The 14,423-nt window shown below is 64.2% G+C and carries 12 protein-coding genes; 7 read left to right on the top strand and 5 right to left on the bottom strand.

What is annotated here, in order from left to right:
• Positions 1–57: 57 nt before the first annotated feature.
• The 4 genes from NFJ07_RS10295 to NFJ07_RS10280 all read right to left on the bottom strand — a co-directional run bounded on the left by NFJ07_RS10295 (position 58) and on the right by NFJ07_RS10280 (position 5,787).
• Positions 58–1,614 carry a PucR family transcriptional regulator gene (locus NFJ07_RS10295; RefSeq protein ID WP_269994114.1) on the bottom strand — a complete coding sequence of 519 codons (1,557 nt, stop codon included), beginning with the start codon at positions 1,612–1,614 and terminating at the stop codon, positions 58–60.
• Between the two features lie 129 nt (positions 1,615–1,743).
• On the bottom strand, positions 1,744–2,886 hold the full coding sequence (locus NFJ07_RS10290; RefSeq protein WP_269994113.1) for a DUF917 domain-containing protein: 1,143 nt from the start codon (positions 2,884–2,886) through the stop codon (positions 1,744–1,746).
• A gap of 4 nt (positions 2,887–2,890) precedes the next feature.
• Positions 2,891–4,447 (bottom strand): hydantoinase/oxoprolinase family protein, encoded by a 1,557-nt coding sequence (locus NFJ07_RS10285; RefSeq protein ID WP_269994112.1) that lies wholly within the window; start codon positions 4,445–4,447, stop codon positions 2,891–2,893.
• Positions 4,444–5,787: a purine-cytosine permease family protein gene (locus NFJ07_RS10280; protein ID WP_269994111.1), complete on the bottom strand. Its 1,344-nt coding sequence runs from the start codon at positions 5,785–5,787 to the stop codon at positions 4,444–4,446. The genes NFJ07_RS10285 and NFJ07_RS10280 overlap by 4 nt, the downstream gene beginning before the upstream one ends.
• Positions 5,788–6,038: 251 nt before the next feature.
• Here NFJ07_RS10280 and NFJ07_RS10275 point away from each other — a divergent pair, with 251 nt between their 5' ends.
• Positions 6,039–6,470 (top strand): SRPBCC domain-containing protein, encoded by a 432-nt coding sequence (locus NFJ07_RS10275; protein ID WP_269994110.1) that lies wholly within the window; start codon positions 6,039–6,041, stop codon positions 6,468–6,470.
• Positions 6,471–6,476: 6 nt separating this feature from the next.
• On the opposite strand, the gene NFJ07_RS10270 is transcribed toward NFJ07_RS10275, so the two are convergent.
• Positions 6,477–7,214, bottom strand: a complete 738-nt coding sequence (locus NFJ07_RS10270) for a GAF and ANTAR domain-containing protein (protein ID WP_269994109.1) — start codon at positions 7,212–7,214, stop codon at positions 6,477–6,479.
• A gap of 720 nt (positions 7,215–7,934) precedes the next feature.
• Here NFJ07_RS10270 and NFJ07_RS10265 point away from each other — a divergent pair.
• From NFJ07_RS10265 to NFJ07_RS10240, 6 genes are all read left to right on the top strand, one after another.
• A complete protein-coding gene (locus NFJ07_RS10265) occupies positions 7,935–8,126 on the top strand; it encodes a hypothetical protein (protein WP_269994108.1) in 192 nt (63 codons plus the stop codon).
• 367 nt (positions 8,127–8,493) lie between these two features.
• Positions 8,494–9,306, top strand: a complete 813-nt coding sequence (locus NFJ07_RS10260) for a DeoR/GlpR family DNA-binding transcription regulator (RefSeq protein WP_269994107.1) — start codon at positions 8,494–8,496, stop codon at positions 9,304–9,306.
• Positions 9,303–10,301 carry a 1-phosphofructokinase family hexose kinase gene (locus tag NFJ07_RS10255; RefSeq protein WP_269994106.1) on the top strand — a complete coding sequence of 333 codons (999 nt, stop codon included), beginning with the start codon at positions 9,303–9,305 and terminating at the stop codon, positions 10,299–10,301. The genes NFJ07_RS10260 and NFJ07_RS10255 overlap by 4 nt, the downstream gene beginning before the upstream one ends.
• Before the next feature lie 2 nt (positions 10,302–10,303).
• The gene (locus NFJ07_RS10250; RefSeq protein ID WP_269994105.1) at positions 10,304–12,331 is read left to right on the top strand and encodes a PTS fructose transporter subunit IIABC; all 2,028 of its coding nucleotides are present in this window, start codon (positions 10,304–10,306) and stop codon (positions 12,329–12,331) included.
• 34 nt (positions 12,332–12,365) lie between these two features.
• Entirely contained in the window at positions 12,366–14,075 is a 1,710-nt protein-coding gene (ptsP, locus tag NFJ07_RS10245) for a phosphoenolpyruvate--protein phosphotransferase (RefSeq protein WP_269994104.1), read from the top strand.
• A 33-nt stretch (positions 14,076–14,108) separates the two neighbouring features.
• On the top strand, positions 14,109–14,387 hold the full coding sequence (locus NFJ07_RS10240; protein ID WP_269994103.1) for an HPr family phosphocarrier protein: 279 nt from the start codon (positions 14,109–14,111) through the stop codon (positions 14,385–14,387).
• The last annotated feature ends 36 nt before the right edge of the window (positions 14,388–14,423 follow it).

The raw sequence follows: 14,423 nt of genomic DNA, 5'->3' as shown, positions 1-14,423 counted from the left end.
GCAACTCTCGCCGGCGGGTCCGAGCCGGAGCAGCCAGTCCGCGGGCGAGGATAAGAGCTACCCCGGTTTGTCCATCAGCAGGCTCCGGCAGGCCAGCTGCAATGCCAGACGCGCTTCCGGATCGCCAAGATTGGTGGCGATGAGCGACTGAATGCGTCTAATGCGATCGCTGACAGTGTTCCGGTGGACGTTCAGGATGGCTGCTGTTTCCGTCAGTGACGACTCGCAGTCAAGAAATGTGGTGAGGGTCAGCAGGAGTTCGGGGCCCGCGTTGAGAAGTGGGGCGAGGAGTTCCCGGGCCGCGGGCCGGAACGTGTCCGTTCGGGTCCAGATCAACAGCAACTGTGCCATGTCCAGGCGGTCCACGTGGACAAAGTAGCCAGAGCTTTCCCTGGCCGCAGCGATGCGTGCGGCATCGTTGGCCTCTTCGAGGGAGCGGACGATGCCCTCGGGCTGAGCCTGCATGCGGCCCACGCCGAATTGGGTGGAGATGGTTGCCGCGAGTTCTCGTTGGGCTCGCCTCAAAGCACTGCTGATCTTGCCCACTTCTGCTGGCCCTGGCTTGGAGGGGAACGTAAGCCACCCTGACCAACCGTCGGACTGTTCAACCGTTGCTGCTTCAATCTTTTCGCGCAACAGGGCCCGGTCCAGATCTGCCTTTCGGGCCACAATGTCCACTGGTTCCCGGGTGATCACGCGGAAGGCCATGTGATAGCCATCCAACGTCCAGCCGAGTTCCAGCGCCCTGGCCCTGAACGAAGGACTGACGTCACCGGCACTGTCGATCAGCTGTCCCAAAAGGGCAATACGGTGCCGGGCATCGCGTTCCCTTTCCAGCCGCTGGCGGGACAGCAGATCCGAAACCGCGATGGCGGCCACCTCGAGTGCTGCGCCGATAGCAGTTTGTTCCTGCTCCAAGGTGGGACCGAGGACCACCCGGAGCCGCGGGCTGTTGTCCTGCTCCTTGTGGACGGGAGCCAGGATTTCGGTGGAGTTGGCCAGCATGCTGGCCTCCGGCTTCTGTCCTTTTTCCTGCAGCGATTCCTCAGCGGAGATGAGCTTTCCGGCTGGGTCTACCAGCGTCACCTGATGCCCTAGGGCGTGGGTCAGCCGCGACAGGAGGTGGGTGAGTGTGCCAAACGGGGTTCGGCATTCTGAAGCCACACGGGAGACGAGCAGGCCCTGCAGATGGGCGGCTCGGGACAGCAACTCCTGCGCGGCCATGCCGAATTGCCAGGTGTTGTGGACGGCCAGGACCACGAGCTCCAAGCGTTCGGCGAGGCGTTTGATGTTAGGTGGCAGCGCACCGACGTCGTGAGGCAGCTTAACGGCAAGGGCAAAGGCGCCGGCAGCAGACGCCAGCGCCAACAGCGCCTCGACGTCCCACGACACCCCGGACGGGAGGGGTTCCAGCGGGAGCAGAATGCAGTGCTGAAGGGTGAGCGGATCGCCGTCGAGGTTTCGCTGCTCGCGGACCTGGCGATTGACCTCGGCGAGAGAACCAGTCAAGGCAACCAGGGACGATACCGTCTTGGCGCCCGGCTCCCCGACGCACTCAATCACACCCGCCGGGACGTGATTCGTGACGGACCACAGCGGGATCGGGGGAATCATTCTTCTACTCCGGTTCTCCTTGATGACCGCCTCTTCGCGAGGAAGGTCTGGCTACTGTCCCCATGATGCCACCGCCGCGCCGCCAACTGTCGTCGGAGGCGCGGCGGTCCCGCAGATGGTCGACGGCGGTCAGGCGCGGTAACTCTCGATGGACTCGGTGTGCTCTTCAGGTGTCCCATCCCAGCGGTGTGACGGAAGGCCGTAGCCAAAGTACTCGGGCCCTGCCAGTTTGAGGCCCTCGGTGGTGTGCCAGCGGGGGTCACTGGGCGCGGTCAGGATGCACAAGCGCTGCCCATAACGCAGGTTCTCCGTGGTCACCGGTTCGGCGGATTCCGCGTCGACCACAACGATGAGGTCCGGCGTCGTGGTGACCACGGTGCCGTCCTTGATCGCCAGCAGGTGCTCGTTCTGGAAATGCAGGGAAAGTACCGCGCCAGAATCGTTCCCCATGCCTTCGATCATTGCCTGTCCCTTGGCGAACCCGCCGGTCGTTTGGCGCTGCAAGTCCGTGACCTTGCCGACGTGGATGATGCGACCCCTGAGTGTTTCAGCGAGGACATCGCAGGGGTTGAGGTTGTTGTGCTGCGCGTTGGCCACTGCGTCTCCAATGGTGATGGCGAGGGACATTGAACCCGCCACGAAGCAGCCCCTGGCCTGGGCGCCGGTCATGGCGTACGTGGCGTTGAAGGCATTGCACCCCATCTCGATGGAAGCCTGCCGGGCAAAGCGCTCACCCCAGAACGAGTCGATGCCGTTGATCACAAGCGTGTTGCCCTTCTCGTCGGCCAAGACCATGGGGGACGCCGGAATCCCGTACATGGTGGGCATTCCCATCTGTATCTCAGGGAAGGCGCGCCCGATCAGGTCTCCATCAACGAGCGGGATGCCCAATTGGGCCGCGGCGACGATTGGCAGCATGGAGTTGGAGCCGCCGATCTCTGCGCAAGCGGTGTGCGTGGCAACGCGGTTCAATCTGGCCGACAGTTGCTTGATGGTGAGGGTCAGGTTCTCTACCGAGTCCACTTTCTCCACGGCAACAGTCGGTGCCCCGATGGCTGCGACCGGAACGATGAAGGCGTCGTCGTCCAGGTCTTCAACGGAGACGAGCTCAACGGGGCCGAACTCCTCGAGTGCCTGACGCGCCAGGAGGGCGCCAATGTAGGGGTCGCCGCCGCCGCCCGTTCCCAGGATGGCAGCACCGCGGGCTAGAGAGTCGATGTCGTCGGCGGTGATGCGCGTCAGCTTGCGGATTTGCGTTAGTTCCTGTGTCATGTGCTCACATTCCTAGCTTGAGGTTGCCGGCGGCCTTGATACGGATGCGCATGGCATTCCCGGGGAGGTACGGGATCGGAACGGCTTCCTGCTCCACGATCGTCACGGTATCGGGGCTGGCGCCGGCAGCAACGGCACGGTCGACGGCTTCCTGACGCGCAGATTCCATGGCGCCCTTTTGGTCGCCGTCCGCCAGATAGGACAGTCGATCTACCTCACCGCTGATCTGGGCAATGGCGGCGCCGTATGCGTTGGCGACGTCGAAGTTCTCGGGCCGGTGGATGGCTCCCAGGCCGTCGAGTTTGTCTGCCAACAGGATGGATCCACCGCCGACGGCGACGACTGGCAGGGGCGCGGACGAGGTCCGGATCCGGTCGGCAACGTCAGCAATCGTCCGGTCGATCTGTTCCAGGGCTGACCGGACCACTGCGCCACTGATGTGGCTCACTAACGACGCGTCTCCGACGTCGGCCCTTCCACTGCGGACCGCGATGTCAGTCGCTGTCAGGACGGATCCGCCAAAGACCAGGGACTCATCCGTCAAGCGGTACCCCACGGAATCCGGGCCTACAGTTCCTTTCTCGGACCGGACGCGTGAACCGCCTCCCAGGCCGGCCGAAAGGACATCCGGCATCCGGAAGTTGGTGCGGAGTCCTGCGAGCCGGACATGGGTGCTGGACTCGCGGGGGAAGCCGTTGACAAGGACGCCTACGTCCGTTGTTGTGCCGCCGATGTCCACAATCAGGCAGTCGGAGAATCCGGAGAGGGCCGCTGCACCGCGCATGGAGTTTGTGGGACCTGAAGCGAACGTGGCCACCGGGTAACGGCGGGTGTATTCGATGTCCATGAGCGTGCCGTCGTTCTGGCTGACGTACAACGGTGCCGTGATGCCCTGCTCGAGGACAGCCTTGGCGAGGCCATCAACAATCCGGTTCGCCATTTCGGCAAGGGAAGCGTTGACGATGGTCGCGTTCTCGCGCTCCAGGAGTCCAACCCGGCCGATCTCGTGCGACAGGGAGACAGGAAACTCCGGGCCAAGCTCTTCGCGAAGGATGGACAGGGCGCGTTGCTCGAATTCATCGTTGACGGGCGAGAAGACGCTGGAAACGGCCACAGAGCGGATGCCGTGTGCGGCAATGTCGGCTGCGTGGCGCCGGATTTCGTTGGCGTCGAAGGGGCTGATGGCACGTCCGTCGAACTCATGTCCACCGTGAGCCATGTAAGCGCGGCCCCCGACCGCGTTGGTGAGGGCATCCGGCCAATCCGTGAAGGGAGGCAGGGACGCAGTGGCGGGAAGTCCCAGCCGGATCGCCGCTGTAGGGCAGAGGTCCCGTGCCTCGATGAGGGCGTTGATGAAATGCGTGGTTCCGATCATCACGCCTCGGATGTCATCCGGGCTGAAGCCGTTCAGCTCCTTCAGGGCGGTGAGCACTTGGGTGATGCCGCTGGTCACGTCCTTGGTGGTGGGGACTTTGGTGGAGGCGAGCACCTGTCCGCCGTCCAGGAGCACAGCATCCGTGTTGGTGCCGCCGACGTCAATGCCGATTCTCAGGCTACTCATAGTGCGGTTACCGATACTTCCTGGGTGATGGTTTCGTTTGTTGGTTGGTTGTCGCCGTAGGACCGCAGGAGGTTCAGCTTTCCGGCGACGATGTAGAGCACAAATGCTGCGGCCAGGGAATTGAAGGCTGGCAGTCCAAAGGTGACGAAGTAGCCCAAGGCCGCAGAGATCGCCCAAATGACGAAGGTGGCCGGGATCCAGTTGGGCGATTCGGCTGGCGGAAGTCCCGAGTCCCGGCTGGCTTCCAGGAGGGACCGCCACTTCTTGACGACGAAGTACTCGGCCATGATGATCCCGGCGACCGGCGGGAAGACGACGCCCAGCACCATGAGGATGTCGATGAACTTGTCCAGGATGCCGATCGCTGCCAATACAGTTCCAACGACACCAATCAGCAGGGTGACGTGCGCACGATTCAGGCGCTTGTTCATGGCGCTGTTGAAGAAGGAGACGACGCCGAGTCCGGCACTGTAGAGGTTCCAGTCGTTGATCTTGGACGTGCCAAGGACGATGATCAGGATGCCTACCCAGCCCACCGAGGAGAAGATGATCTGGGTGACGTCCGCCGACTTCACGGCGTGGGCGAGCAGGACCCCGATCATGCCGATGCTGTAGTTGCCGAGCGTAATGCCGACGACGGTCTGCTTAACTACGTCGCCAGCGGTCCTGTTGTAGCGGGTCATGTCGGGCGTGATGACTGCCCCGAGAACGGCGCTTCCAGCGACGATGGTGGTAGCGGTGACGAAATCCAGGTGGGCGCCCGGAGGGGCATCGGTGATGAGCTGGCTGATGGAGTGGTTGCTCAGTTCGGCCCACGCCGCCCAAGCGATCAGGACCATGAACAGCGGCACGGTGATGTTGGCCAACCACTGCATTGATTCAAAGCCGCGGACCACGATCAGAGTGACCACCAGGCCAAAGGCCAGCGACCAGGCCCACGTTGGAATTTCAGGGACGATCTGGTTCAATCCTGCTCCGGAAATCCCTGATTGGATTCCGAACCACCCGATGAGGCTGATACAAATGGTCAAGCCGAGGACCGACGCGCCGCCGCGGCCGAAGCCCGTCCAGCGGGCGAGCATGGACGTCGTGAGACCTTGGCGCATGCCGGCGATGCCGACGAAAATCATGAGTGCTTCGACGATCAACGCCCCTGCGGTGAACGCCCAGAAGGCGTCCCAGAACGTCATTCCGAAGCCAAAAGTTGCCCCGAGAAGAAACTGGCTCAGGTCAGAAGTCTGACCAAAGCGCTGGACGGCGATGCCGAACCAGTGCTTCCGCTTCGTTGCGGGAACCCTGGTGATGGGGTAGTCATCGTGCCCTGTTTCGGATGTGGACATGACATGCATTCCTTTCGAGTGATTCACTTCACAGTATCCGTGGGGCACTCGAAGGTCATTGGACAATGTGCAGTACTTGACATTAGTAGGCATACACATCGCACAAGTGTTTTTCAGGAAGCAACTGCCTCAACAGCAGCGGCAAGACCACCGTCGCGCTGGCGGAAGCCCCCGCATTGGCCTCTCCACCCCGGGCGTAGACTCGGTTTCGCGAGCTTCAGGACGCAGGCAGGCTGCAAAGGGAGACTGACATGACGGGCAACTTCAGCGCGAGTTCAACCATCACGATCCATGCAAGCGCCGATCGGGTGTGGTCAGTGCTCACCGACCCCCAGGCCATCAAGGAGTTCATGTTCGGGACCGAGGTTGTCACCGACTGGACGGTTGGCGGACCTATCGCTTGGCGCGGGGTCTGGAAGGGCAAAGAGTATGAGGACAAAGGTGTCATCCTCGAATTCGAGCCCGGGAAGCGGCTGGTAAACACCCATTTCAGCCCGTTGTCCGGCCAAGAAGACACTCCTGGGAACTACCACACGCTGACGTGGACGCTCGAGGCTGACGGCAGAATGACCAAGCTGACGCTGACCCAAGACAACAACGCCAGCCCGGACGAAGCGGCACATTCGAAGGGCATGTGGGACAGCCTCGTGGAGAGCGTCAAAAATATCGCGGAGCGCGGCTAGCGTGGCTTAAGGCTCGAAGTGCGAGACTGGCGTTTCGTTCGTCAAGGACTGCAGAAGGGATTCCGCAACATCCCTCAGTTTCTGGTTCCTGCCGTTTGAGGCCTTGGTCAGAATCCTGAAGGCCTCCTCCTGGCTGCACCTGTTCTGGCCCATGATGACGCCGGTTGCCAGATCGATGGCGGTCCGGGAACGCATGGCCTGCTCAAGGTCCTCTGCGCGTTGTTGCCTGGCACCGATCCGAACCGCCAGCCGCAAAGCCTTTTCTGCTTGGCTTGAGAATTGCTCGCAGCTGCGAATGGAGGCCTCGTCGAAGGCATCGCGCTGCGGCGCGAAAAGGTTGATCGCCGCCGTCGCGCCCTCTTCCAGGCCCAAGGGGACGCAGAGGACGGCCAGGTGCCCGCGTTCCGCGATGGTGGTGCAGTATTCAGGCCACTGCGGGTCCGTGGACGTGTCCGAAACGAGTACGGACTTCCCGGTTCTCATTGCTTCCAGGCACGGACCATCTCCGTAAGCTTGCTGCACTTCGTCAATGAGGCGGGCTTCGTGGCTGCTTCCGGCGACAGTCATCGATCGGCGTCGTCGGCTCAACGTAATCCCGCACAGGACCTCCTGGCCGCGCGCAGCGGACACCGACGACGCCGTGAATACCGCAAGGTCGCCGAGGAAGCCGCTGACGTCATCACTGTCGATGACCAAATCCTGGAGTTGGTCCACTACCGAGGCATCCAGGCCCATTTCGTCCATGGCTCAGTCTATGAGCAGCAGGGCGGCAATGGAGGAAAAAGGTGTGCCAATACAACGTCCACCACTTGGACAAAGTCTCGTCGCGGTCTTGCGCACCGGCCACGCACAGTGCACAATTCTTCTACAGTCCGTGCAGAACACCGGACAAGGGCCGAGCCTTCGGCCTGTTTTCGCTCAAGCAGCCGGGCGCCATGTCACTCAACGTGAAGGTGCTGCCTGATGAGCAAATGCCTGTTACCAACGCGGAACTAGTCGATGTCGACCATCTCCGAATCCGCGATTCCTCACGAACCACACCAGCCCGGCGCCTCTCCCCTTTGGTGTACCGGTTGTGGAACAGACAAACACCTGGTCATCGAATCCATCCAGTCCCGGACTCCAAGGTTTTCCCAACAGCTTGCCGTGTTCTACACGTGTACTTCCTGCGGGTTTTCCTACAGCCACGCAGCCACCGTCCAGCAGGCGGGGGCCATCCTGAATCGTCGGGGGATTCAGGATGGCCTCCTGGAGTTCGGAAGCCACTATTTCCACTGCGGTGAACCCCTCCGCGATGCGAAAACCGCACTGCGAAGCTTCGAAGCACCGCAGACCGGCCGGCCCCGATCACGCAATTCTCGCCCGGAAGCCCACCTCCATACCAAGGTCTTGAGATGCAGTTGCGGGTTCGAGTTGGAAATTCCTGCTTAACCACGACTTGCAGCATTACCCGAAGGAAGCACCATGAAGCTCGAAAGCACACAGCAGCGACGGCCCGAAGACGACTCCCGGCAAGAGTCCGATGAACTGGACCAACAGAGGATCAAGCACCGGCAAGAAACGGATTCCTCTCCCCAGTCCCGCTTGCCCGATCCTCCCGACCCGGACAACCTCCCCATCGAATACCCCGCTCTACGGGAAATCGAGTGGCCGTAGGACACCTTCCGGTCCGGCGCCAGGGTAGCCAGTCCCTTCCTTGACTACCCCCTCTGGGGCTGGCCTGCCCTGCGTCGGGCCGGTTATCCGTCGGGTTACTCGTCGGCCGTCGCGCCTGGCCGACGTCGGTCCCGTCATCGGGCTGTTGGATTCTGCCCTCAGAGCACCTCAGAACACGCCCAACCACGTCCCACCCGCCCCAGGGCGCGCCCGAACCACACCTCGGCAAACCCCACCCACCCCCAGAATCTTTGTTTATGTTGTTTTCTGTTGACAGACCAACATGAACAAAGATAGAGTCAAGCAATTCCACATCATGTGATCACAGTCACTGATGTACCTACAGCTTGTACGCAATGGAGGGTATGTGTTTGCTGAGGAGCGCCAACAGCTGATCTCCGAGCTCGTCGCCGAGCGTGGACGGGTCAGCGTCACGGACCTTGCGGATCGATTCAGCATCACTACGGAGACCGTCCGCCGTGACCTCGCTGCCCTCGAATCCGCCGGTAACCTTCGCCGCGTGCACGGTGGAGCAGTCCCGTCGGACCGTCTCAGCACCCGTGAGGAAAGCGTGGTTGAGCGGGCCATCCAGCGCCAACCGGAAAAGCTCCGCATCGCCGAGGCCGCCCTTGCCCTCATCCCCGAGAACGCGGCCGGCAGCATCCTGATCGACGCCGGCTCCACCACCGAGGCTCTCGCCCGCTTGCTGGACCAGCGCACCGCCCAGCACACGGCTTCCGCCAACGGGAACGCCCCGCGTGAAGAACTAGTGGTTATCACCCACGCCATCCCCATCGCCGGACGGCTCTCCGGCAACCCGCACATCGCCCTCCAGATCCTGGGCGGCCGCGTCCGCGGGCTGACCCAGGCCGCCGTCGGGCAGTCCACGGTAGAGGCCGCTTCCCGGCTCCGCCCGGACATCGCCTTCGTCGGCGCCAACGGTATCCACGCCACGTTCGGGCTCAGCACTCCTGACCCCGAAGAAGCCGCCGTCAAGGCCGCCTTCGTCACGTCCGCACGGCGAGTCGTCGTCCTCGCGGATTCCTCCAAACTGGACGCGGAAACCCTGGTCCAGTTCGCTGCCCTAAAAGATGTGGACACCGTGATTACTGACCACGAACCCTCTGAAGAGCTCTCCGCCGCTTTGGCCGAGGCCGGCGTCGACGTGGTGATCGCATGATCGTCACCCTGACCGCCAACCCGAGCCTGGACCGCACCGTGGAGCTCCCGGCCCCCTTGGCCCGCGGCGAGGTGCAACGCGCCGTCGCTGTCCACCAGCACTCCGGCGGCAAAGGCGTCAATGTCTCCCGGGCGCTGGTCGCCTCGGGCCTGGACACCGTTGCTGTCCTGCCGGGCGGGGATTCCGATCCCGTCCTCGCTGGGCTGCTCGACGACGGCGTCCCCTACGCAGCGCTTCCCATCAGTGCGCCGCTGCGCAGCAACGTGACGCTCACCGAACCGGACGGCGTCACCACAAAGATCAACGAACCCGGCCCGGAGTTGAGCCTGGACGAGCAGGAAGCCCTGATCGGGCTGCTGCTGGACCGCTCCCGTGGCGCGAGCTGGGTGGTACTCGCCGGATCGCTCCCACCAGGAGTTCCGGCGGACTTCTATGCCACGGTCGCTCGCCGCTTGCGTTCCATGAACAACGACGGCGACGCTCCCCTTATCGCGATCGACTCCTCGGGCGCTCCGCTGGTTGCCGCCATCAGTGGCGATTCCAGCGGCAACATCAGTAGCAAGCCCGATCTCTTGAAGCCCAACGCGGAAGAACTGGCCGAACTGGCCGCCGCAGCCGGCCTCACAGACGTCCACACGGCTGACGAGCTGGAAGCGGACCCCGGCCTTGCCGCCAGGGCCGCCGCCGCCGTCGTCGGCAGCGGTGTGGGTGCAGTACTCGCAACACTCGGTTCCAAAGGCGCCGTCCTGGTAACCGCCGACGGCGCGTGGTTCGCCACGCATCCGCCGATCCAAGCCGTCAGCACAGTTGGTGCCGGCGATTCATCCCTTGCTGGCTATCTGCTGGCCGCCACCAACGGCGGAACCTCGCAGGACTGCCTCCGTCAGGCTGTGGCACACGGTGCCGCCGCTGCTTCGCTGCCGGGCTCCACTGTCCCGGCGGTCCACCAAACAACTCCCGACGCCGTAACCATCACGGCCCTTCAGAAGGACTAACAGTGACCCAGCTCATCACCCCCCAACTGGTCTCCCTTGACCAGAACCTCGGCGATTCTCCCGCCGATGTCATCCGCGTCCTGGCGGGCAAAGTTGCCGCAGCCGGGCGCGCCTCCGAGGTTGAAGGGCTCTTCGCGGACGCCTTCGCCCGCGAGCAGAAGACTGCCACGGGCGTACCCGGCGGCATCGCCATCCCGCACTGCCGCTCCGCCGCGGTGACCGAGCCAACCTTGGCGATGGCCCGGCTCTCGCACAAGGTGGACTTCGGTGCCAAGGACGGTCCCGCGGACATCATCTTCTTCATTGCCGCCCCGGAAGGAGCGGACCAGGAGCACCTGAAGTTACTCTCCAAGCTGGCCCGTTCCCTCATCAAGAAGGACTTCACGGCGGCCCTGCGTGCGGCTGCCACCGGGCAGGACATCGTTGACTTGGTTGAAGGCGCGCTGGCCGACAAGCCGGCTGCACACGCCGCGGGCGCCGTTGCCGCCGAGGCACCGGCTTCGGCATCTGCCGCTTCAGCCACGGCCCCGAAGCGCATCGTCGCCGTCACCGCCTGCCCCACCGGCATCGCCCACACCTACATGGCAGCCGACTCCCTCGTGGCTGCGGCCAAGGAAATGGGCGTCGACCTTCAGGTTGAAACCCAGGGTTCGGGCGGATTCACCGCGTTGGACCCGTCGGTCATTGCCGCCGCAGACGCCGTGATCTTCGCCGTCGACGTCGATGTCCGCGGCAAGGAGCGCTTCGCCGGCAAGCCGGTCATCAACGCGCCTGTGAAGCGCGGCATCGACGAGCCGGCCAAGATGGTGCAGGAAGCCATCGCGGCCGCCTCCGACCCACACGCCCACCGCGTTCCGCACTTCGGCGCCGAAGAAAACGCCGAACATGCATCTGAGGCGGCCAGCGAGCACCTCGGAACCAAGGTCAAGAAGGTCCTGCTGACCGGTGTCAGCTACATGATCCCGTTCGTCGCCGGTGGCGGCCTGCTCATCGCTTTGGGCTTCCTGCTAGGTGGCTACGACATCGCGCTGGGAACAAAGGCGAATGACATCCTGGTCAACAACTCGCTGTTCAACCTTCCCAACGGGAACCTCGCCCTGTACTTGGGCGCCGTTGCCTTCAAGATCGGCGGCCTGTCCCTCGGCTTCCTCGTCCCGGCCCTGGCTGGCTACATCGCGTTCGGCATCGCTGACAGGCCCGGTATTGCCCCCGGTTTCGTGGCCGGCGCCGTTGCAGGTTTCATGGGCGCAGGCTTCCTGGGCGGTCTGGTGGGCGGCCTGCTGGCCGGTCTCACGGCGCACTGGATCGGCACCTTCAGCGTTCCCCGATGGTTGCGCGGCCTCATGCCAGTGGTGATCATCCCGCTCTTGGCTTCGATAGTCGCTTCCGGCCTCATGTTCCTGTTCCTCGGCCGCCCCATCGCGCTGCTCACCCTCGGGCTCAACACGTGGCTGACCGGCATGACCGGCGTCTCCGCCGTCGTTCTCGGCATCATCCTCGGGCTCATGATGTGCTTCGACCTGGGCGGTCCCGTCAACAAGGTTGCCTACTCCTTCGCTGTAGCCGGCCTGGGCGCGGGTAGCCTGGCCAACCCGGCTCCGCTGCAGATCATGGCGGCCGTCATGGCAGCCGGCATGGTTCCGCCGCTTGCCATGGCACTCGCAACCACCTTGAACAAGAAGGGCTTCAGCCTGGCCGAGCGCGAAAACGGTAAGGCCGCTTGGCTGCTGGGTGCCTCGTTCATCTCCGAAGGCGCCATCCCGTTCGCAGCTGCCGACCCGTTCCGCGTCATTCCCGCCAGCATGGTGGGCGGTGCCGTGACCGGCGCACTCTGCATGGCGGCCGGCGTGACCTCGCAGGCCCCACACGGCGGCATCTTCGTCTTCTTTGCCATCGGAAACCTGGCGATGTTCGTCATTTCGATCGTCATCGGGGCCGTGGTCACCGCCCTGGTCCTGCTCGCACTGAAGCGCTGGGCAGTCCGGAAGCCGGTCGAGGCAGAGCCTGTTCCTGTACCGGTCGCAGCCTGAACCAGCCGTTAGCAAGCAAGTAGAGGACTAATCCATGCAGACCTTTTCAGGTGTAGGCGTTGCCCCCGGGCGTGTTCTGGGGCCGGTGCGGCAGATGCCGAAGCCGGTTCAGGAACCTCGCTCAAACGTCAATATTCCTGCGGACGTTACCGTCGAATCACAGGGCCAGCGCATCAAAGATGCCGCCAAGGCCGTGCAGGCGGAACTCCGTGCCCGAGCCGCCACAGCGTCCGGCGAAGGCAAAGAGGTCCTGGAAGCAACTGCCCTGATGGCCGCCGATCCCATGCTGGTGAAATCGGCCATCAGGCTCCTCTCGCCCGAGGCCCCGGGCGGCGCGCGTACCGCTGAACGGGCCATCTGGGAGGCAGCTGCCACGGTTGCCGACTCGTTGAAGGCCCTCGGCGGCTACATGGCAGAGCGCGTGGCCGACGTCCTGGACGTCCGCGCCCGCATCGTCTCTGAACTGCGCGGGCTGCCCGCGCCGGGCATACCGGCGTCGGACGTTCCGTTCATCCTGGCCGCCGAGGACCTCGCCCCGGCAGACACCGCCACCCTGGACCCCGCCAAGGTGATCGCCCTGATCACCTCGAGTGGCGGCCCGCAGTCCCACACCGCCATCCTGGCCCGCGCGCTCGGCCTGCCCGCGATCGTCGCCGCCCCGGGGGTCGACGGGATCGGAGACGGCATCGAGGTCTACCTCGACGGTGCTGCCGGCACCATCACCGTTGACCCCGGCGAGGAACTACGCCTTGCGGCCAAAGCTTGGGCCACCCAGGCGTCTACCGTTGCCGCCTTCAGCGGTAGCAACGTCATGGCCGACGGGTTCCGGGTTCCGCTGCTCGCCAACGTCGGCACGGGTGCCGACGCGGTCAAGGCCGCCGATGCCGGTGCCGAGGGCGTTGGTTTGCTGCGTACCGAATTCTGTTTCCTGGATCGCGACGACGAACCCACCGTCGAGGAGCAGATCGCCGCCTACAGCGCGGTGTTTGCTGCGTTCCCCGGCAAGAAAGTGGTGGTCCGAACCCTCGACGCCGGGGCGGACAAGCCCCTGCCGTTCCTCACCAACGCGGACGAGCCCAACCCTGCGCTGGGCGTCCGTGGGTACCGCACCGACCTCACCTCCCCCGGTGTCCTCGAACGCCAACTGGCGGCGATCGCCGCGGCAGAGGCCGCCAACCAGGCCGAAGTGTGGGTCATGGCCCCCATGATCTCCACGGCCGAGGAAGCCGCGCATTTCGCTGCCCTCTGCTCCGCCGCCGGTTTGAAGACCCCCGGCGTCATGGTTGAAGTCCCGTCGGCTGCCCTGACCGCCGCAACCGTGCTGCGCGAAGTCAACTTCGCATCGCTCGGAACCAACGACCTCACCCAGTACGCCATGGCCGCGGACCGCCAACTAGGCCCGCTCGCCACCCTCAATGACCCCTGGCAGCCCGCCGTGCTGCAGCTCGTGAAGTTGACCGCCGACGGCGCTGCTGCCGCCAGCGCGGGCGGCACCGCCCGCCCAGTGGGAGTGTGCGGCGAGGCAGCCGCGGACCCCGCCCTCGCCGTCGTACTCGTTGGACTGGGCGTCGCGACGCTTTCCATGAGTGCACGCGCCCTGGCTGCCGTTTCCGCTGTCCTGGCAACCGTCACCGTGGCACAAGCCCAACAGCTCGCGACGGCGGCGCTGGCCGCCCCGAGCGCATCCGCCGCGCGCCAAGCCGTTCGCACCCAGCTCCCTATCCTGGACGAGCTGGGTCTCTAGACTTTCCCCAAGCCCACAATCGAAGGAGCAACAATGTCCGAACGTACCGCCACCATCGCCAGCCGCGTCGGCCTGCACGCCCGCCCGGCAGCCATCTTCGCCGAAGCCGCCGGCGAACTCGACCTTGAGGTCACCATCGCCCGCGAAGGCGAGCCTGCCGACGACGCCATGGACGCAGCCAGCATCCTGTCCCTTATGAGCCTCGGAGCTTCATTCGGCGACGTCGTCGTGCTGCGCGCCGAGGGTGCCGGCGCCGACGAAGCCCTGGACCGCCTCGTGAAGATCCTCGAAACGGACCACGACGCCGAGTAGCCCCACTGAGCATGCTCTCCCTTGGTACTCAAGGAT

Source organism: Arthrobacter sp. B2a2-09 (assembly GCF_027587375.1).
Lineage (GTDB): Bacteria > Actinomycetota > Actinomycetes > Actinomycetales > Micrococcaceae > Arthrobacter.
This window is presented reverse-complemented; position numbering and strand designations above follow the sequence as displayed.